This window comes from Pseudomaricurvus sp. ABR4_320, from assembly GCF_056159445.1.
On the sequence record NZ_JBSWVF010000019.1, the window covers coordinates 1 to 20,579 of the forward strand.

A 20,579-nucleotide genomic window follows, 5' to 3' on the forward strand; every position below is an offset into this window, starting at 1 on the left:
AGGTATTTGTAGAATCTCATGGAAAAAGCGGCAACATATCGTAGCCACTTTTCCGAGAGTAGATTATGGATTGTACGGAACTGACGAGTGGTGAAGCACGATTTTAACGTTATCGTCGTCATCTAACTTGTAACCAAAGGTATATTCAACTTTGGCTTCTTCACCTTCCAGATCCGTGAAGTAATAATTTCCCATCGCTAACGCAATATCATCTTCAATGATAATACCGTGGTTTTCAAAGCGAACTTTGGTCCAGGGATTGATGGCAAACCCCTTATCTTCTTTAAACTGTCCCGCAACAAAATAGGATTCCGCCTGCTCGGACGTTTCACGGAACTGGTTTTCTTTTGCTTTGGTTGGCTTGAAAAGAACAGCCCCCTCTTCATAGCCGTAAAGGTTTTCCAGCACTTCTCTCGCAACGATGCGATAGTCTTCGCCACTGATTTTCGCATTGCTGATATCCACAATGCCCTGCGCCCATTGATCTTGTGCATCAAGAATCTGTTGCTCTGTAATCGCATCAGCAAATGCATTCAAAGAAATGACGGTCATGGCAATCCCTGCAAGTAACGATTTCTTCATCTCATATCTCCTCATGTGTTGATGGATTCAGTTTCTACTTTTTTTCTGAATACGCATTGAAAATAAGATGAACAGGAGATTAATAAATCTTACTGGCTGAAGGAGGTCGGAATGGTAAATAAGTCCTACAAAAACAAAAAAGCCCAGCGACAGGCTGGGCTCAATAAAACACCTACAGACTGAGCAATCGTTTTATTCGATCACTCCCACTCAATCGTCGCAGGCGGCTTACTGGAAACATCATAGGTCACACGAGACACGCCAGAGATTTCATTGATGATTCTATTGGACACTTTTTCCAACAGCTCATAAGGCAGGTGTGCCCAGCGTGCCGTCATGAAATCAACGGTTTCAACGGCCCGCAAAGCGATGACCCACTCGTAACGACGGGCATCGCCGACAACACCAACCGATTTGACCGGGACGAATACGGCAAAGGCCTGACTGGTTTTGTGATACCAATCGGCATTGAATAATTCTTCCAGAAAGATGGCGTCCGCTTCTCGCAGGATATCGGCGTACTCTTTTTTCACTTCACCCAAAATTCGAACGCCGAGCCCCGGTCCAGGGAACGGGTGTCGATAGACCATGTCGTAGGGTAACCCCAGTTCGAGACCAATTTTGCGCACTTCATCTTTAAAAAGCTCTCGCAATGGCTCCACCAATTCAAAAGCCATGTCCTCCGGCAAACCGCCAACATTGTGGTGAGATTTGATCACATGGGCTTTGCCCGTTTTAGCGGCGGCAGATTCGATAACGTCGGGATAAATGGTACCTTGGGCTAACCAACGAACGTCTTTCAGCTTCGCCGCTTCGGCATCAAATACATCAATAAAAGTGTTGCCAATGATTTTGCGTTTGACTTCAGGATCGTTTACACCGGTCAACTTCGACAGAAACAAGTCTTCGGAATCGCTGCGAATGACTTTTACCCCCATGTTCTTGGCGAACATGTCCATCACCTGATCACCTTCATCCTTGCGAAGCAGGCCGTTGTCAACGAACACACAGGTCAGCTGATCACCAATGGCTTTGTGCAGCAGTGCCGCAACGACGGAAGAATCAACACCGCCAGACAGTCCTAACAGCACCTTGTCGTTCCCCACCAGGTCACGCATACGCACAATGGCATCTTCGGCGATATTCGCAGGTGTCCACAGAACTTCACAGCCACACATTTCCAGAACGAAACGTTCAAAAATGCGCATGCCTTGCAACGTATGAGTCACTTCTGGGTGGAACTGTACGCCGTAAAGGTTTCGCTCTGGGCAGCACATACCAGCAATGGGGCAGGATTCTGTCGATGCCAACAACTCAAAACCGGCGGGCATCTCACTGACTTTATCACCGTGACTCATCCACACATCGAGCAGAGACTCTCCGTCGTGATTAACATGGTCGCGAATGTCTTTAAGCAACTCGCAGTCACTGGTGACTTGCACTTGTGCATAACCAAATTCACGCACGTTTGAACCCTGCACGGCACCGCCCAGCTGTTCTGCCATGGTTTGCATGCCGTAACATATTCCCAATACCGGGACACCCAGCTCGAAAACCACTTGCGGAGCCCGCGGGGAATTTAATTCGGTAACCGACTCCGGCCCACCCGCGAGAATAATGCCCTTCGGGTTGTACTCCCGGATTTCGTCGTCGCTCATGTCGAACGCGCGAATTTCTGAGAACACCCCAACTTCCCGTACTCGGCGGGCAATCAGCTGCGTGTACTGGGAACCGAAGTCGAGGATAAGAATGCGTTGGGAATGGATATCCTGTGTCATTGGAGACAATCTCTTGAGAAAACTGAAAAAGGGAAAATCTGATCGTAAAACGAAAAACGGGAAGGCTTGCCCTTCCCGCTGTCAATCTCAGCCGCGACCCACCGGATAGTTGGGCGCTTCTTTGGTGATCTGGACATCGTGGACATGGGATTCCCCCATACCAGCCGAGGTCACCCGAACAAACTGCGGGCGTGTCCGCATAGAATCGATATCGGCACAACCGGTATATCCCATTGCCGAGCGCACACCGCCCATCATCTGATGCACGATAGCCGCGAGCGGCCCTTTATAGGGGACGCGCCCTTCAATACCTTCAGGCACCAACTTTTCAGACCCCTGACTGGCGTCTTGGAAATACCTATCTGAAGAACCCTGCGTCTGAGACATGGCACCGAGAGACCCCATGCCACGATAAGCTTTGTAGGTACGCCCCTGATACAGCTCGACCTCACCAGGCGCCTCTTCGGTCCCGGCGAACATGGAACCCATCATGACACAATGAGCACCTGCGACCAGTGCCTTAGCAATATCTCCGGAAAAGCGAATACCACCGTCGGCAATCACCGGCACCCCAGAACCTTGCAGGGCGGCAACCACTTCAGCAATCGCGGTAATTTGTGGGACACCGACACCGCTAACGATTCGCGTCGTACAGATAGAGCCAGGGCCAATACCCACTTTGACGCCGTCAGCACCGGCCTCAACCAACGCTTTACCGGCCGCCGCAGTGGCAATATTGCCGCCGATGACTTGGATATCCGGATACATGGACTTGATTCGACGCACTCGCTCGATCACGTTACGTGAGTGGCCATGAGCCGTATCGACGACCAGGACATCCACGCCCTCGGCGGCCAGCGCGGCGACACGATCATCGGTATCTGGGCTGGTGCCAACCGATGCACCGACGCGGAGACGACCTTCAGGATCTTTACAAGCACTTGGATAACGCTCAGCCTTGCTGATGTCTTTAACGGTCACCAATCCTCGCAGTTGAAACTCGTCATTGACCACCAATACTTTTTCAATTCGGTGGCGGTGCAACAGCTCTCTGACTTCGTCAGGGCTGGCACCTTCTTTGACGGTAATCAACTTGGACTTAGGCGTCATGATGCTCGAGACTGGAGCATCCATATTGGTTTCAAAGCGAACATCTCGACCGGTAACAATACCGACGAGGTCGCCACGATCCATAACCGGCACACCGGAAATATCATGTTTTTTGGTCAGCGCGACGAGATCACGGATATTGGCATCCGCTTCGATCGTGATGGGGTCTTTGACGACACCGGCTTCGAATTTCTTGACCGCACGAACTTCCGCTGCCTGCTGTTGAATCGACATGCTTTTATGGATGATGCCGATTCCGCCCTCCTGGGCGATGGCGATGGCAAGACGCGCTTCCGTCACCGTATCCATGGCTGCAGACAGCAGCGGGATATTTAAAGAAATATTTCGGGTAAGCTGGGTTTTCAACGAAACGTCTTTCGCGGTAACCTCGGAGTACCCAGGCACCAACAACACATCATCAAAAGTCAATGCTTCTTGAGCTATACGCAGCATGGAGATCAAACCCTTAGCAGAGGCCTGGAGGAATCACACCGCCCAATGTTAATGGTGCAATTTCCCCGAAAAGCCAGTAAGTTAACCCGCTATTATAGACCAGAAGATGACAATTTGAGAAACCCATAACGCTTGTGGCTCTCAGACAGCATTTTTAGGGCTCAGTGGCCACTCACAATGACCCGCCGTCCTCATCCCAAACCTTAGATTCTATTTTCCCCAGCAGACAGTCGAACGTGTTAGCAGAAAAAACCATACTCAGCGTCAGCCAGTTAAACCGCACCGCCCGGCAACTGCTGGAAACTCACCTCTCATTGTTGTGGGTGGAGGGAGAAATATCCAACTTTACCCGCCCTAGCTCTGGCCACTGGTATTTCACATTAAAAGACGCTGATGCTCAGGTGCGCTGTGCCATGTTCCGCAATCGCAATCAGCGTATTCGCACTACACCGCAGAATGGTCAATCCTATTTGCTCAGAGCAAGAGTCAGCCTCTACGAAGGTCGCGGTGATTATCAGCTGATCGTGGAGCACATCCAGGAAGCTGGCATGGGCAAACTTCAGCAGGCCTACGAAGCGTTAAAAGCCAAACTGCAGCAGGAAGGATTGTTTTCCGAAGAGCACAAGCAGCCATTACCAGCCATGGCGACACGGATTGGCGTTGTCACCTCCCCTAGCGGAGCCGCCCTCCACGATATTCTTCAGGTAACCCAGCGGCGCTTTCCCAGCGCAAACATTCTGGTTTTTCCGGTCGCCGTACAGGGGAACGAAGCAGCCGCACAAATTGTGAACGCCATTGCAACGGCCAATCGGCACGATGCGTGCGACCTGTTAATTGTCGGGCGCGGAGGCGGCTCTCTTGAGGACTTGTGGCCGTTTAATGAAGAGTCGGTTGCGCGCGCTATTTTTGACAGCAAACTGCCCATTATTAGCGCCGTTGGCCACGAGACAGACATCACCATTGCGGACTTTGTCGCCGATGTCAGAGCGCCGACCCCCTCTGCTGCGGCAGAGCTCTGCACGCCAAATGCACAGGAATTACAGCAACGGTTTTACAATATTGAACAGCGCCTGACCCGGGAAATGGCCAATCTGCTGTCTCGCCTCAGTGCGCGCCAGAAGCAATTGAGTGCTCGATTGCAGCACCCCGGGCAACGCCTGCAAAATCAAATGCAGCGCCTGGATCACCTGGAAATGAAATTGTTGCACAGGCTGGAAAAGCAGTTGCAGACACGCCGCACTCGATTGGAGCGTGCCATAAACCGACTGCAACAGGCCAATCCTCAAAAAAATCTGCTCCAGATCCAGGAACGAATCGCCAATCGGGAGCGACAACTGACAGACCTGATGCACCAGCAAATCGAAAGGCGCCGTCAACGACTGGCCACCGCCGCAGCACTTCTCAACAACAACAACCCGATCTCTGTCCTGGCGCGGGGCTATTCCATAACCAGTGACGAACAAGGCCAGATCCTAAGAAGCGCAACGAATGCTTCTGCAGGACAGCGACTCATCACCCGACTGAACGAAGGCAGCTTGGTGTCAGAGGTGGTCGAGGTGCAAGCCCCCTCCTCACCAGAGAGCAACGACTAACGTTGATTCCATGGCATGCGCGCCAACAGCAGCGCCATGCCACACCAATCTGTGACTCCGGCAAATACCAGACCTGCGCCGACAAATGCAGGCAAACCCAACCAGCCCGGCGCCACCGTCACCCCAAGCACCACCCCCAAAATAACGAGCGCACCTGCGGCGATGCGCACCTGGCGCTCCAGTGAAATCACCTTGCGGTCGCCGCGCGCAATCAATGACTCAGGCAGATCCTCTGCCCCCCCTTCAGTGACAACCCAGAAAGCGACGGCACCCAAGTCGGAGAGTTTTTCCGCGGCCTTCTGACTCCTCAGCCCAGATTTACACATCAAAAAGACATCGTGCTTCTCATCGTTGGCTGCACCCGATAACACCGCCCGAATGCGGTCTGGAGTCAGACGATCCAATGGGATATTGATGGCGCCACGCAGATGGCAAGTCGCAAATTCCGCTGGCGAGCGAACATCGACCATTAACCCCTCCTGCTTGTCGGAAACCCGGGCAATGAAATCACGAATGGAAATTTTTGAAACAGCCATAAATTACCTCACGAGGAGCGTCCAAAATGGCACGTTATGGATCTGGGCAGAACATCTCTTTCAGCAGAGATACTACGCGCAGAGCTTTATCGCCCTGCAGCCGGTAGTAGATCGCCTGCCCTTCTCGCCGAGTGACAACCAATCCTGATTTCCTCAGAGTTGCCAAATGTTGAGAGAGTGCAGACTGACTCAACGGCACAGCCTGATTGAGCTCACCAACCGACATTTCTCGATCCAACAACGTACAAACGATCATTAAACGGTGCTGATTCGCCAGATTTCGCAACAAACTCGCCGCTTCTTCTGCGTGCTGTTCAAGTTCTGACACATCCATAAAAACCCACCTTTAAGTGCACTCTAGCATAATATTAGTCTCTTCTAAATTATATATATCTAATATATTTTCATTTTAGCTGTCACGGTTTGTTTCGAGAGAATTCAACATTTTTGATGCGTCGACCATGACGATAATCATATGACGTGCAAATTGCGCCAAAAACATGTGTAAAGTTCCCTGATCACATTTTTTTGACACTTACTGTGATTTGCCTCACAGGCTGTTCAAAAAGTTCAAATTGTGCTTAAATTAACCATTCATACAAACGACTGACTAAAGCACCAATTCCGCTAGCAGATTATGTTGATGAATAAAGGACTGGCACTGCTAACTGCCCTCTGTATGGTGCCCCTATGTCAGGCAGACCCCTTAGGATTTGAAACCGGAGAAGCCCAATGGGTGGATTTCAATCAGGGGTCATCTGAGCTAGATGCATCTGAGCAAAACTGGATCAGACTGGATAACGCAGAGATTAACCGGGGAGTACCGGAAAATCAGGCTGCGTGGTTTACGCTGCCCCAAAAAGGCATGCGTCCAGCTCTTAAAGTCCAGGAATTTGATTTCTTGCTTAAACCGCAAGGTGGCTACGGCGCCCAATCTTATGATGCGATTGCCGATCAGCGCCTCGCCATCGAACAAACCGACGTCAAATTCTATTACGATCTCGGCGACAACTGGATGAATTTCGACGCGGGTTTCAACCTGCGCAATCTGGACGGTAACCTCTACTCTCTAAACGAAACTCACTCCATCAACGAAGTTCTTCCCATGTTTTTTCTCAAGGGATCCTGGAACCTTCCGTTGACTGGCTTTGTGTTCGAAGCGGACATGAATCACCTGGATTCCGGAGGCTCAAAAGGCCAGGACTTCAGCGCAACGATACAATATCAAAACACCCAAGGGTTTAATGCGCTACTCGGCTATCGGCTACAAACTCTGAGATTGGAGAATCAGCGAGGCGTCAATGAAATTCCCGACCTCGATTACGACGGTGTATACGTCGGCGCCTACTACCACTTCTAGAAAATACTCAGCTGGGGCACTTGCCCCGCCGCTGCTTTCGAAACGTCTGCCAAATACTTATTGCTGCTGCAAGATCACTACCGCGTGAGCAGCGATACCTTCTTTACGTCCAGTAAAGCCCAATTTCTCTGTCGTTGTGGCTTTGACATTGACCTGTTCAATTGCGGCGCCAAAGTCACTCGCAATGTTCTTGCGCATCTGTTCGATGTAGGTCGCCATACGCGGCGCTTGAGCGATAATCGTCATATCGGCATTACCCAAGACGTAACCTTTTTCTTTTGCCATCGCCACCACCATGCGCAACAGTGCGCGGCTGTCCGCGTTGTAAAACCGGCTGTCTGTATCGGGGAAATGTCGGCCAATATCGCCCAAAGCCATAGCCCCTAGCGTGGCATCGCACAAGGCGTGTAACAAAACATCACCATCGGAATGGGCAACCAAACCGTGACTGTGAGGAATCATCACGCCACCGATGACAATCTTTTCTCCAGGCCCGAAGGCGTGGACATCATAACCATGACCAATTTTAAACATGTAACTCTCTTTATCAGCTAGCGTCTTTATTAGCTAGCGGCTAGCTCGTACGACTTAGCCGTAAGAGCAGAAGCCAGCAACGGATACTATTGCCGCGCCAAAATAAATTCCGCCAATGGCAGGTCGGCGGGGTGGGTAATCTTGATATTGTCGCCCTGCCCCTCAACGATTAAGGGATGCATTCCCAACCACTCAACGGCAGAGGCTTCATCGGTCACAGAGACCTGCTCCGCCTGGGTACGCTCTAACGCATCCGCCAGCACACCCAAGCGAAACACTTGCGGCGTCAGAGCACGCCAAAGCCCAGACCGATCGACGGTGCGATCTATGTCACCTTCGGGCCGTTGCTGCTTCAGAGTATCTATGACAGGAGACGCCAGAATACCACCAGCAGGATGCTGTTGAACCGCGTCGACTAAACGCAGAATGTCGTCACTACGAACACAGGGCCTAACCGCATCGTGAACTAAAATCCAACTGTCGGCATCCACATCTGCCGCCAACGCCTTCAAGCCATTGAGCACGGACGCGCTCCGCTCGGCCCCGCCAGCCACCCTCTTTACGCGAGGATCCTGAAAAACGGGTAATGACTGCCAATAGTCATCAGTCTCACCCAGCGCCACCATTAACCCTTGGAGATTGGGAAGCAGCAGCAGCCTTTCCAGAGTTCTCTCCAGAATCGTTTTACCCGCTAACGGGAGGTATTGTTTGGGAAGCTCTCCCCCCATGCGTGCGCCCACGCCAGCAGCGGGAACGACCGCCCAGACAGGCACATTAACAGAAGTCATTGTGGACAATGGATTATCCAGATCTACGCCTGCTCGTAGGGACAGAGCAGAAAGCGTATGGCATAAAGACGTGATAGAAGATGTCTAGACTCAGAGCGATGTCTCACGGCTTGGTCTCAGGCTCAACCACCAGGTAGAAGGTTTCATCAGAGCGGATCATTCCCAGATCCTCCCTGGCTCGCTCCTCAACCGCTCCGGTACCCGACTTGAAGGCACTGACTTCGGCGGCAAGAATTTCATTGCTGCGACGCAGCTGACGGTTGGTTGCCTCTTGTTCCTCAATGGCGTTTGTTAAGCGCACCACCTCGGCAAGGCTTCCATCACCAACCCAGAGTCGATACTGCAAGAGTGCCAGCACCGAAAGCATTGTACATAAAAGCCATTTCACTGGGTTGATTCCGTCAGTCTGATCTCGCTTGGCCCCTTAGGACTTGAATTCAGCCCTGCCACGATAAGGTGCCGTAGAAGTACCCAACTCGGCTTCAATGCGCAGCAGGCGGTTATATTTGGCAACACGGTCGGAACGACACAGAGAACCGGTCTTAATCTGGCCAGCGGCAGTAGCGACCGCCAAATCGGCAATGGTCGTGTCTTCAGTCTCACCGGAGCGATGGGAAATCACCGCAGTATAGCCTGCGTCTTTCGCCATTTTGATCGCGTCCAGGGTTTCCGATAAAGATCCGATCTGGTTGAATTTGATCAGAATCGAATTACCGACACCTTTTTCAATGCCCTGCTTGAGAATCTTGGTATTAGTAACAAACAGGTCATCGCCCACCAACTGGACTTTAGCACCCAACTTATCGGTCTGATATTTCCAGCCATCCCAGTCGGACTCATCCTGACCGTCTTCAATGGAAATGATCGGATACTGATCGCACAGCTCAGCCAGGAAATCCGTGAAGCCTTCAGAAGTATAGACCTTACCTTCGCCGGAGAGATCGTACTTGCCGTCTTTATAAAATTCTGAAGACGCACAATCCAACGCCAGAGTGACGTCATCACCCAAGGTGTAACCCGCAGCTTCGACCGCTTCTTTAATAACCGCCAGAGCTTCTGCATTGGAAGACAGGTTGGGCGCGAAACCACCCTCATCACCGACAGCCGTGTTCAAGCCTTTACCGCTGAGGACCTTTTTCAGCTGATGAAAGATTTCAGCTCCAACTTGCAGAGCTTCTGCAAAAGACTTAGCACCGACAGGCTGAACCATGAACTCCTGGATATCAACATTATTGTCAGCATGCTCACCGCCGTTGAGAATGTTCATCATTGGAACAGGCATGGAATACTGACCAGAGGTTCCATTGACGTCCGCAATGTGCTGATACAGTGGAATATTCTTGTCGCTAGCGACAGCCTTGGCAGCAGCCAGAGAGACAGCCAAAATGGCATTGGCGCCCAAGTTGGCTTTATTCTCAGTGCCATCAGCCTTGATCATCGCCTCGTCCAGGGCACGCTGGTCGCTGGCATCCATACCGACGAGCAATTCCCGAATCGTGGTGTTGATATTTTCAACCGCTTTGAGAACACCTTTGCCGAGGTAGCGACTCTTGTCACCATCGCGCAATTCAAGCGCTTCACGGGAACCAGTGGACGCTCCAGAAGGCGCACACGCCGAACCAATCGCACCGGATTCAAGAATGACATCCGCATTCACCGTCGGATTGCCTCGGGAGTCCAGTACCTCAAAGGCCTTCACATCAACAATCTTGCTCATTCAGTGTTTTCTCCTAGTGTAACTGATTAATGTAGAGCGATTTGGGAGCTCCTGATTTACGACCATTCGCAATCAGAAGCCACTTAGCGTATTTCTAATGGCGGAAGCTGCTTGATCACCCGGTCCACCGCCTGCACCTCAGCCAAAAAAGGTTCCAGCTTCGATAGCGGTAAAGCACTTGGACCATCGCAAGCCGCCGCATCGGGATTGGGGTGAGCTTCCAGAAAGAGACCGGCCAACCCAGTTGCCATTCCCGCCCGGGCCAGCTCTGCAACTTGATGACGACGTCCGCCAGAGGCAGCTCCCATAGGGTCGCGACATTGTAACGCATGAGTCACGTCAAAAATGACCGGCGCGCCATTGCTCGCTTCTTTCATGGTGCGAAAGCCCAGCATATCGACAACCAGGTTGTCGTAGCCAAAGCAGCTGCCCCGTTCACACAACATTACCTGCTCATTGCCGCACTCGGCAAACTTTTCGACAATGTTTTTCATCTGTGGCGGACTGATGAATTGCGGCTTCTTAATGTTGATTACGGCACCGGTTTTCGCCATGGCTTCAACCAGATCCGTCTGCCGAGCCAGAAATGCCGGCAGCTGGATGACGTCACAAACCTGAGCCACTGGCGCACATTGTTCAATTTCGTGAACATCCGTAATGACGGGGCACCCGAACTGCTGTTTGATCTTCTCCATAATGCGTAACCCCTCATCCATACCAGGCCCACGATAGGAGTGGATGGAAGAACGGTTGGCCTTGTCGAAAGAGGCCTTAAAAACATAGGGAATACCCAGCTTTTCGGTAACCGATGTGTAGTGTTCGGCGACCTGCAATGCCATGGATTCCGACTCAAGGACGTTCATGCCACCAAAGAGCGTAAAGGGCCGATCATTGGCGACGGTCAGAGAATCAATATGAATCGTTTTGTGCTGCACGAGGATAGCTCCTGCGATGTTATTGGCTGTAATAAGAGCATCCGCGACTTAAACCCAGCCGCGGCAATTTCAGAAATTTGGTTGACGTCAGCAGGCATCGCCGAAGGCGCCAGGCCCCCTTTGGAAACCCTAACGCCGAAATGACGGAGCCGTGACTTAGTGGCTTTGCTCCGCGACAAGTTCAGTCAACTGATGGGGAAAACGACCTTCGCGATTTTTCAACGCCGCCAGAATAAAGCTGCTGAAGAGCTTATGACCGGTGATTGGATTGGACGTAAACTCGGGGTGAAATTGACAGGCGACAAACCAGGGATGGTCAGGCAGCTCCACCATTTCAACCAGATTATCGTCCGCCGACCAGCCACCCACCTTCAATCCGGCCTGCTGCAACTGATCCACGTAATTGTTGTTCACCTCGTAGCGGTGACGATGACGTTCGACAATGACATCTTCCTGGTAGATGTCCCGCGCCTTCGTACCCGCAACCAAGCGACACTCCTGGCCGCCAAGGCGCATAGTACCACCCAGATCGGATTTTTCGTCGCGACGCTCAACCTCACCTTCCGACGTCACCCACTCAGTGATCAAGCCGATAACGGGATGCTTGGTGGAGCGGTCAAATTCAGTACTGTTCGCTTCAGCAAGTCCAAGCACATTACGCGCAAACTCAATGACGACCGACTGCATGCCCAGACAAATACCAAGATAAGGTATGCCATTTTCACGGGCATAACGCACGGCCATCAATTTGCCGTCCATGCCCCGCTCACCAAAACCACCAGGCACAAGAATCGCATTGGCGTCTTCCAGCATGGCAGTACCCTGGGTTTCCAGGTCCTCGGCATTAATGTATTTCATGTTGAGACGGGTACGGGCGTGGATACCTGCGTGTCCGAGAGCCTCATTCAAGGATTTGTAGGCATCCAGCAAATCCATGTATTTGCCGACCATCGCCACGGTCACTTCGTGGGTTGGATTCAGCTTCCCTTCAACCACCGCAGACCACTCAGAAAGATCTGCTTCTGGCGCCTCAAGACGGAAGTTATCCAGCACAATCTGGTCGAGCTGATAGTCTTTCAATAGCTGCGGAATAGAATAGATGGTACGGGCGTCAGGCAATGGCACAACGGCGCGCTCATCAACGTTGGTAAACAGCGCAATCTTGCGGCGGGAGTCGTCGTCGATCACCCGCTCGGAGCGACACAGTAGAATTTCCGGCTGCACACCAATAGAACGCAGCTCTTTAACAGAATGCTGGGTGGGCTTGGTTTTGGTCTCACCTGCTGTGGCGATATAGGGTACCAGTGTCAGGTGAATCCACTGAGCGCGATCCCGTCCCAGCTCAATCTTTAACTGCCGCGCGGCCTCTAGAAATGGCTGCGACTCGATATCACCGACGGTGCCACCAATTTCAACCAAGGCGATATCCGCATCACGCCCACCTTCCAGAACACGTCGCTTAATCTCGTCGGTGATGTGGGGAATGACCTGAACCGTCCCCCCCAAGTAGTCACCACGACGCTCTTTGCGCAGTACCGTTTCGTAGACACGGCCGGTTGTAAAGTTATTGCGGCGGCTCATCTTAGCGCCAACGAAGCGCTCATAGTGGCCTAAATCCAGGTCGGTTTCCGCGCCATCCTCCGTAACGAAGACCTCCCCGTGCTGAAAGGGGCTCATGGTGCCGGGATCCACATTAATGTAGGGATCCAGCTTGAGGATCGTCACTTTCAGACCGCGAGTCTTAAGTATCGCCCCGAGCGACGCGGAAGCGATGCCCTTACCCAAAGAAGAAACCACACCACCGGTGACAAAGATGTAACGCGTCATGAAAAACCTTATTGAAACTGACTGGATTGGGTGCGAGACGGCACGGATCTGTTAATAAATACAGCTCATTAAAGATCGGTGGCAGCGGCCCTGAAGATGGGACGCCAGTCTACCGGAATCGTGGCGCCCTCTCAATCTTCGCCTTAGCGACAGCAACTCACTTACCTTTCAGAGTAAATCTAGTACATCAGGCTGCCATTCCCAGTACGCAACCACTGGATCAGCCCCTGAATCAAGGTCAAAGACAGGCTGACGACTCAGATTCCCCCCTTAGAAGAGGTTCCTGCACTGTCCGTTCAGACCGTTAATTGTCGTTTTCATCGCCCACAAATCGAGCAGCAACGATTTTCCAGAATTGGTCAGCGCCATCCATAAGTACTTTAGAGCAGCCCAACGGCTTGGGATTCGAATGAGGCTCTAGCTGAACTATCGACCTGCCAGGCTGCCGCATCCCTTGAAAATAGCGATCCAGGTGGACTTCAATGACCTGCTCAGTTGCGCTGCTGTAAACAACATACATTACTCCGTCCCGCGCATCACATTTCGCCGCTGCAATGCCATCGAGAACCACAAACGCCTCGGCCTCTTGTTTTGAATTAGCCGCAACATCTAATGGAAGAGAACAGAGCGAGCTAAATACCAACAGCCAAACGCCAGAACCTATCTTTAGGCATATTTTGCTAAACATTACCCTCTCCCGTTTCAATTATTAAATTCCTGGAGCTTTCAGAAATACAATTCGTTAAAACAAAAAATGACTGGCACTCCTTCTGAGAGATATCAAAAAAGAAAAAGACATCTGCCAGAACCCGGGAAAAGATCCCTATATTCATCGCCACTCAACAACAAATCTCATCATCACTGGCTTTGAATTTCCCTGTATTTCTACCGATAAATAACGATCTGTATCGAAGAAAAATTCTCAGACTAACCGGGAACTTTTCCCGTCTTTTCATCACCCCATTGATATCGTCAAACTGCGCATACTATGATCGTCACTAGCTAAAAACAAAATAAAAAAATAAACACGATAAACATTTCGAAATATCAACTTGCACTCCTCAAACTGAATAATGATAAGTACAAATAAGGATTGATACATAGATAACAGATAGACACCAAAACAGTGATTATCTGGTTGCGTTAGGCGGCATTGCATTCCATGTCGAACGGCATTCTATATGTATCAAAAGTACATACTAATAAAAGTTATAAGGATGATGTGCAGTCTCAAAATGTCGATTTTCTATAGATAAAAAAGCTCTATTTAAAAATACGTTTAGAGCATTTTTAGCTTTTGAAAACAGCAGACTGTCGTTATGAACAAAAACGATAATTATAGGTTTTATAACGAGGGTGAATTGCCTTATTAATGCTTTTGTAAAGCGTAAATAAGGCAAGGTCGGTCTACCCCCCTTGGAAAATCAAAAACGTTGTATCGAGTGACCCGCAAGAGGGCTTTTACGGTCGTCTGATGGTTAGCTCTGCAATCACAAATCCATATAGGGAGAATGCCATACATGACTAAACCATTTAAAAGAACCGCTATGTGCTTAGCCATAGCCGCATCCACTGCCCTGCTTGCAGCTCCGGTTACCTTTGCCAACGAAAAACTGGTGGAGATTTCGAAAAGTGAAGAAAATTGGGCCCTGCCAGGTAAAAACTACAGTGCCAATAATTACAGCACCAACAAACAGGTTAATAAAAGGAACGTAAAAAACCTGAAGCCTGCCTGGTCCTTTTCTACCGGTGTTCTTCACGGACATGAAGGAACGCCACTGGTTGTAGATGGAAAGATGTTTATCCATTCCCCCTTTCCGAATACCACCTTCGCTCTCGACCTCGATGATCCCAACAAAATTCTTTGGCAAAACAAACCCCAGCAAGATGCTACAGCACGCGCCGTTGCCTGTTGCGACGTGGTGAATCGAGGCCTGGCCTACTGGCCCGGCGACGATGACCGAGGAGCCTTGCTATTCAGAACGCAACTGGACGGGCACATTGTTGCTCTCGATGCCGAAACCGGTAAAACCGTCTGGATGATGGAAAACTCTGACATCATGGTTGGATCCACTCTGACCATCGCGCCCTTTGTAGTTAAAGACATGGTGCTGGTCGGCTCATCTGGTGCAGAACTGGGGGTGAGAGGCTATGTCACCGCTTACGATGTCAAAACCGGAGAGCAACGCTGGCGAGCCTACGCCACAGGTTCGGATGAAGAAATGTTGATCGATAAAGGCTTCAACATCAAAAACCCACACTACGGTCAGCAAGGTTTAGGAACCAGAACTTGGGAAGGAGACGCCTGGAAAATTGGCGGTGGCACCAACTGGGGTTGGTACGCCTATGATCCCGATGAAGAACTCATTTACTTCGGCACAGGCAATCCGGCCCCATGGAATGAAACCATGCGCCCGGGAGATAACAAGTGGACCATGACCATTTTCGGACGCGACGTTAACACCGGCAAGGCGCGCTTCGGCTATCAAAAAACACCCCATGACGAATGGGACTACGCGGGCGTTAACGTCATGATGCTGTCGGAACAGGAAGATAAAGACGGCAAAAAACGCAAATTGTTAACCCACCCCGATCGCAACGGTATTGTCTATACCCTGGATAGAGTCAGCGGCGATTTGGTTTCGGCCAACAAACTGGACGATACCGTGAATTGGGTAACAGAGGTCGACTTAGAGTCTGGCTTACCCGTCCGGGATCCAGAATACGGTACGCGAATGGATCACAACGCGACAGATATCTGCCCCTCCGCCATGGGTTATCACAACCAAGGCCACGACTCCTACGATCCAGATCGTGAACTCTTTTTTATGGGCATCAACCACATCTGTATGGATTGGGAACCCTTTATGCTGCCCTACCGGGCTGGCCAATTCTTTGTCGGCGCGACCTTAAATATGTATCCCGGACCTAAAGGCGATCGCCAAAACTATGAAGGCCTCGGCCAGGTTAAAGCCTACAACGCCATTACCGGCGAATATAAGTGGGAAGTTATGGAGCGCTTTGCTGTTTGGGGGGGCACCATGGCAACGGCCAGCGGACTGGTCTTCTACGGTACGCTCGATGGATTTATCAAAGCGCGTGATGCCGATAACGGCAAGCTCTTGTGGAAATTCAAACTGCCGTCCGGCGTGATCGGCCACCCGATGACCTTCGAGCATGATGGTACTCAATATGTCGCCATCAACTATGGCGTCGGCGGCTGGCCGGGAGTAGGGCTGGTGTTTGACCTGGAAGATCCCACCGCTGGACTCGGTGCCGTAGGTGCGTTCAAAAAACTCGCCAACTACACCCAAATGGGCGGTGGCTTGATGGTCTTTTCTCTGGATGGGGAAAGCCCATACACCAAAGATCTAATGCGTGGCGAATACGCGCAAGTATCTAAGTAATCGATGTGATCGCGGGCGTTAGCCCGCAATCATCCTCGAAGAGATCAATAATAAAACAGCATAAAAGGTCATAAGCCAATGAAACGCAAAAAAAGAATACACCGGCTGCTGAAAAACCTCTTTGCCACAGAGCACTCTATAAAAACCTCTAAAAAAACGAAACGCTTTCTGTTCTCTTGCTCCGCGTTATTCGTCGCAAGCGGTTTAGGTTCTGCAAGCCACGCGCAACACCTTGCCGCGGATTCACTGCGCGTCTGCGCTTCGACGCAACAAGCGCCCTACTCTATGCAAGACGGCACCGGATTTGAAAATCGTTTGGCTCAGGTATTAGCCAACGAAATGAACCGCAATCTGGAATTTGTCTGGACCGAGCGTCCGGCGATTTACTTGGTCAGGGATTATTTAAACAAAGGCAAATGCGATTTGGTCATGGGCGTCGATACTGGGGATGAGCGCATGCTCACCAGCGAACCCTATTACCGGACTGGCTATGTGTTTATTTCCAAAGAAGACCAACATTTTGAGGGCAATTCCTGGACTGATCCTAGCATCGAAAATTACTCCCGCTTCGCCATGAGTTTCGGCTCGCCCGCAGAAGTCATGTTGCGTCAGATTGGTATGAGCAAGTACGAGGACAATGCCGCCTACCTCTATTCATTGGTTAACTTTAAATCTCGCCGCAATCAATACACTCAAATCCCCCCCGCAAGACTGGTCAGCGAAGTCGCTCAAGGGAATGCCGATTTGGCCGTTGCATTTGCCCCCGAAGTGGCGAGATATGTCGAAGCATCACCAATTCCTTTGAAAATGTCGATTATCTCCAATGACCAACATCGTGCTGACGGCAAAGAAGTCCCTCACCACTTTAGCCAATCTGTCGGCGTGCGTAAGGAGGATCAGGATCTGTTATCGGACGTCAACAGAGCGCTCCAGAATATCGAGCCAAAAATTACCGATATTCTTGAAAAGGAAGGCATTCCGTTACTTGAGATCGCAGGCTAAAGATCGCGCTGTTTTCTCCAATACATAAATACACGTCGTGAGAGTTGTCAGTTATGTCCTATCTCAAATACTTGCTGATCGGTACAAGCCTTTTTTCCGCCACTGCGGTTATGGCGCTGTCGCCGATGCTTCAATTTCGGCACACCGAAACGGGTATGCCGCTGGATTTAAACCTTGCCAAAGAAGAAGGCAGAGATACCGAAGCCGTCACGCAATTTCTAAATTCCGGTGAAAATCTCTACAACGAAGATCAGGAAGCCCTTCCCAAAGGCGAGGAACTCTATCTGACTATGTGCTCCGGCTGTCATGGTCACACAGCGGAAGGCAAGATTGGGCCCGGCTTAAACGACGATTATTGGACCTACCGAAAAAACACAACCGATGTCGGTTTGTTTGAAACCATCTATGGCGGCGCAAGAGGCCAAATGGGCCCGATGTATCGAGCCCTTAGCCTCGATGAAATGCTGCTCGTAATGGCTTGGGTAAGACACCTCTATACCGGTGAACCCGATACCGCCACCTGGCTGGAGGAAGAAGAACGGCAGGCTTTTACGCCCTACAACGAATGATACCGAGAAGGTCTTAAAAATTCGTTTCACAACGGAGGATGAATTATGAAAACATCAACTCGCACCTTTAGTTTACTCTGCACCAGTGCAACATTAAGCTTGGCCCTGTCTCACTCTGTACTCGCCTATGACGGCACCAACTGCAAAGAACCCGGCAACTGCTGGGAACCTAAACCCGGCTACCCAGAAAAAATTGCCGGCTCTGAATACGACCCTCAACACGACCCCAAAGAGCTGAATCGCCAGAGCGAATCCATTTCTGAGATGGAAAAACGCAACGCGATGCGTGTTGCTCATTTTAAAAAGACGGGAGAATTTATTTACGACGTGAAACGCATCCCGAAATAAGACCACCTGGAAAGACAGATGGTCTCCAAGAGGCCATCTGAATAAAACCTCTAATAAGAAACCGAGGGAAGCCACTGCAAATAAACGGCGCCCTCTCCTTGCTACGATGGAATGTATGGCAACTGGCAGTGACATTGAGAATTTTCTCGCCGACTGGCGCCATCGCGCCCTGTTGTTTGAGCAAGCCTGTGAACAAGTGATTCTCGGACAAGCTCATGCCATACGTCTCTTAACGATCGCTATTTTCGCTCGAGGGCATGTGCTTCTCGAAGGAGATGTTGGCGTCGGTAAAACCACGCTTCTGCGTGCGGCCGGTCGCGCGATTGGAGGCGCTTACGAGCGCATTGAAGGCACCGTCGATTTGATGCCCGGAGACCTCACCTACCACACCTATCTGGATGACAGCGGACGTCCGCGAGTTGAACCGGGCCCTGTTCTTCGTGCAGGCGACGCCCTGTCGATTTTCTTTTTTAACGAAATCAACCGCGCCCGCCCCCAAGTCCATGCTCTGTTACTCCGATTAATGGCAGAAAAATCTCTGAATGCTTTTAATCAACTGTACAAGTTTCCACACCTACAAGTTTTCGCCGATCGCAACCAAGTTGAGCGCGAAGAAACCTTCGAATTGCCTGCCGCGGCTCGCGATCGGTTTTTTATGGAAATTCCTATCGGCTTACCGACAGATGATGCCATTCGTAAAGCATTGATTTTCGATCCTCGTTTTTATGACGCGGACGCACTCGTCGACAGCGTCGAACCGGGATTGCTCGACTACACACAACTTAATCTGGTCGCTGCATCCATTCAATCCCAGGTACACGCGTCAGAGGCCATTCAGGACTATGTCGCAACACTGTGGCGCTGTGTTCGCTGGCCACAATCACACAACATTCAACTGGCCGACATTGCAGTGGAACAACTGGTTGCGGGCGGCGCGAGTCCCCGCGGCATGGCTTTTCTGATTCGCGCGGCACGGGTACGTGCCTGGTTGGAAGGTCGCAACATGTTGGTTCCCGAGGACATTCGCGATGTTTTCTCAGCCGTTATGGCACACCGAATCTTCCTAAACCCGATGTACGAACTACGCCAACAGCAGATTGTCGACGAGCTTATCTCAATGGCATTCAAGCAGGTCGCTGCGCCATGAACACCTCGGTCGCCATGCAGAATGCTCAGCAACAGCAATTGGCATTCACGCCCGAAATCCCCTATCGCTTACCCTGGCGCGTTGATTCCGCCATGATCGGATCCCATCGAGGAGTCTCCGGTGGAGGTTTGGGTGCCTTCCGCGATACGGTCGAATTCTGGCGTCAACCCGATGCCCGTCGAATCGATCTCAGACAAACAATTCGGGATCCCTGGCAGCAGATTTATGTGCGCCGGTTCGAACAGCGCACAACGATAAATGTTATCGCGTTAATTGATCTATCAGGATCCATGGCTTATGACCAGGGTAATGGCAATAAATTGCGACGAACTGCGGCCGTGTGCCAGGGCCTCGCGAGATTTGCGCGACGGATAGGCGACGCTTTTGGCGTGATCGGCTGCAATGATCATCTGTGTGAAAATGTTTCTTTAAAGCCCTCTCGTCGACGCGGCGTCGAAATTAGCATTGCGAGCCTATTCGCGGCGGCCAGCAAGCCTTCCGGCGGCGCCAACGCATTGCCTCTGGCTGCGCAGCAGATGCCCTCGCGTCGCTCACTGATTTTTTTTCTGTCTGACTTTCATCTTCCCACTGAGCTGCTGGAAGCAACGCTGATTACACTGGCAAGGCATGAGGTAATCCCCCTGCATCTTCAAGATGCGGAAGAAACCCGTCAACTTGCTCGCTGGGGACTACTTCGCGTCAGAGACATGGAAAGTCAGCGACAGAGGCTGCTGGTCATGCGTCCTAAACTGCATGAAAAGTGGCAGCGGGCTGAAGCAGAGCAACAGCAGACGCTAGCAGGTCTGTTTGCCCGCTACGGTCGAAATAGCATAAAGCTCACCGACCGATGGACACCGGAAGGGTTGAGCGAAAGCCTCCTAGGTCGGTGACAAC

Annotated in this window: 20 protein-coding genes; 8 read left to right on the forward strand and 12 right to left on the reverse strand. The window is 51.1% G+C overall.

All coding sequences use genetic code 11. The features are described 5' to 3' along the window. Positions 1 to 63 precede the first annotated feature (63 nt). The 3 genes from ACXAFR_RS23420 to guaB all read right to left on the reverse strand — a co-directional run bounded on the left by ACXAFR_RS23420 (position 64) and on the right by guaB (position 3,923). Complete coding sequence (locus ACXAFR_RS23420) at positions 64 to 582, reverse strand: hypothetical protein (RefSeq protein WP_475181629.1); 519 nt, start codon at positions 580 to 582, stop codon at positions 64 to 66. Positions 583 to 782: 200 nt separating this feature from the next. Further along, positions 783 to 2,360 (reverse strand): glutamine-hydrolyzing GMP synthase, encoded by a 1,578-nt coding sequence (guaA, locus tag ACXAFR_RS23425; RefSeq protein WP_475181630.1) that lies wholly within the window; start codon positions 2,358 to 2,360, stop codon positions 783 to 785. An 87-nt stretch (positions 2,361 to 2,447) separates the two neighbouring features. Further along, positions 2,448 to 3,923: an IMP dehydrogenase gene (gene guaB / locus ACXAFR_RS23430; protein ID WP_475181632.1), complete on the reverse strand. Its 1,476-nt coding sequence runs from the start codon at positions 3,921 to 3,923 to the stop codon at positions 2,448 to 2,450. 236 nt (positions 3,924 to 4,159) lie between these two features. Here guaB and xseA point away from each other — a divergent pair, with 236 nt between their 5' ends. Then, entirely contained in the window at positions 4,160 to 5,515 is a 1,356-nt protein-coding gene (xseA, locus tag ACXAFR_RS23435) for an exodeoxyribonuclease VII large subunit (protein ID WP_475181635.1), read from the forward strand. On the opposite strand, the gene ACXAFR_RS23440 is transcribed toward xseA, so the two are convergent. Together ACXAFR_RS23440 and ACXAFR_RS23445 are read right to left on the reverse strand one after the other, a co-directional pair. After that, positions 5,512 to 6,051 (reverse strand): rhodanese-like domain-containing protein, encoded by a 540-nt coding sequence (locus tag ACXAFR_RS23440; protein ID WP_475181637.1) that lies wholly within the window; start codon positions 6,049 to 6,051, stop codon positions 5,512 to 5,514. The two genes, xseA and ACXAFR_RS23440, sit on opposite strands and share 4 nt — an antisense overlap. 34 nt (positions 6,052 to 6,085) lie before the next feature. Continuing rightward, a complete protein-coding gene (locus ACXAFR_RS23445; protein ID WP_475181640.1) occupies positions 6,086 to 6,385 on the reverse strand; it encodes a metalloregulator ArsR/SmtB family transcription factor in 300 nt (99 codons plus the stop codon). 309 nt (positions 6,386 to 6,694) lie between these two features. On the opposite strand from ACXAFR_RS23445, the gene ACXAFR_RS23450 reads away from it, so the two are divergent. Then, a complete protein-coding gene (locus ACXAFR_RS23450) occupies positions 6,695 to 7,411 on the forward strand; it encodes a porin family protein (RefSeq protein ID WP_475181643.1) in 717 nt (238 codons plus the stop codon). A gap of 57 nt (positions 7,412 to 7,468) precedes the next feature. On the opposite strand, the gene ispF is transcribed toward ACXAFR_RS23450, so the two are convergent. The 7 genes from ispF to ACXAFR_RS23485 all read right to left on the reverse strand — a co-directional run bounded on the left by ispF (position 7,469) and on the right by ACXAFR_RS23485 (position 13,900). Continuing rightward, positions 7,469 to 7,945, reverse strand: a complete 477-nt coding sequence (gene ispF / locus ACXAFR_RS23455) for a 2-C-methyl-D-erythritol 2,4-cyclodiphosphate synthase (protein ID WP_475181644.1) — start codon at positions 7,943 to 7,945, stop codon at positions 7,469 to 7,471. A gap of 86 nt (positions 7,946 to 8,031) precedes the next feature. Next, entirely contained in the window at positions 8,032 to 8,733 is a 702-nt protein-coding gene (gene ispD / locus ACXAFR_RS23460; RefSeq protein ID WP_475181795.1) for a 2-C-methyl-D-erythritol 4-phosphate cytidylyltransferase, read from the reverse strand. 103 nt (positions 8,734 to 8,836) lie between these two features. Beyond that, the gene (ftsB, locus tag ACXAFR_RS23465) at positions 8,837 to 9,121 is read right to left on the reverse strand and encodes a cell division protein FtsB (protein ID WP_475181647.1); all 285 of its coding nucleotides are present in this window, start codon (positions 9,119 to 9,121) and stop codon (positions 8,837 to 8,839) included. A gap of 36 nt (positions 9,122 to 9,157) precedes the next feature. Next, on the reverse strand, positions 9,158 to 10,450 hold the full coding sequence (eno, locus tag ACXAFR_RS23470) for a phosphopyruvate hydratase (protein ID WP_475181648.1): 1,293 nt from the start codon (positions 10,448 to 10,450) through the stop codon (positions 9,158 to 9,160). Positions 10,451 to 10,533: 83 nt separating this feature from the next. Continuing rightward, positions 10,534 to 11,385, reverse strand: a complete 852-nt coding sequence (gene kdsA, locus ACXAFR_RS23475; RefSeq protein ID WP_475181649.1) for a 3-deoxy-8-phosphooctulonate synthase — start codon at positions 11,383 to 11,385, stop codon at positions 10,534 to 10,536. Between the two features lie 156 nt (positions 11,386 to 11,541). After that, a complete protein-coding gene (locus tag ACXAFR_RS23480; RefSeq protein ID WP_475181652.1) occupies positions 11,542 to 13,212 on the reverse strand; it encodes a CTP synthase in 1,671 nt (556 codons plus the stop codon). Positions 13,213 to 13,516: 304 nt separating this feature from the next. After that, positions 13,517 to 13,900, reverse strand: coding sequence for a hypothetical protein (locus ACXAFR_RS23485; protein WP_475181654.1), 384 nt, complete (start codon positions 13,898 to 13,900; stop codon positions 13,517 to 13,519). A gap of 832 nt (positions 13,901 to 14,732) precedes the next feature. On the opposite strand from ACXAFR_RS23485, the gene ACXAFR_RS23490 reads away from it, so the two are divergent. The 6 genes from ACXAFR_RS23490 (at position 14,733) to ACXAFR_RS23515 (ending at position 20,575) form a co-directional block, all read left to right on the forward strand. Then, positions 14,733 to 16,619: a methanol/ethanol family PQQ-dependent dehydrogenase gene (locus tag ACXAFR_RS23490; protein WP_475181655.1), complete on the forward strand. Its 1,887-nt coding sequence runs from the start codon at positions 14,733 to 14,735 to the stop codon at positions 16,617 to 16,619. A gap of 78 nt (positions 16,620 to 16,697) precedes the next feature. Further along, a complete protein-coding gene (gene moxJ, locus ACXAFR_RS23495; protein ID WP_475181657.1) occupies positions 16,698 to 17,621 on the forward strand; it encodes a methanol oxidation system protein MoxJ in 924 nt (307 codons plus the stop codon). Between the two features lie 53 nt (positions 17,622 to 17,674). Next, positions 17,675 to 18,190, forward strand: coding sequence for a cytochrome c(L), periplasmic (gene moxG / locus ACXAFR_RS23500; RefSeq protein WP_475181659.1), 516 nt, complete (start codon positions 17,675 to 17,677; stop codon positions 18,188 to 18,190). A gap of 45 nt (positions 18,191 to 18,235) precedes the next feature. Beyond that, positions 18,236 to 18,538, forward strand: coding sequence for a methanol dehydrogenase [cytochrome c] subunit (locus ACXAFR_RS23505; protein ID WP_475181662.1), 303 nt, complete (start codon positions 18,236 to 18,238; stop codon positions 18,536 to 18,538). 115 nt (positions 18,539 to 18,653) lie between these two features. Next, complete coding sequence (locus tag ACXAFR_RS23510) at positions 18,654 to 19,685, forward strand: AAA family ATPase (protein ID WP_475181664.1); 1,032 nt, start codon at positions 18,654 to 18,656, stop codon at positions 19,683 to 19,685. After that, positions 19,682 to 20,575 (forward strand): DUF58 domain-containing protein, encoded by an 894-nt coding sequence (locus ACXAFR_RS23515; protein WP_475181667.1) that lies wholly within the window; start codon positions 19,682 to 19,684, stop codon positions 20,573 to 20,575. Before ACXAFR_RS23510 ends, ACXAFR_RS23515 begins: the two co-directional genes overlap by 4 nt. The last annotated feature ends 4 nt before the right edge of the window (positions 20,576 to 20,579 follow it).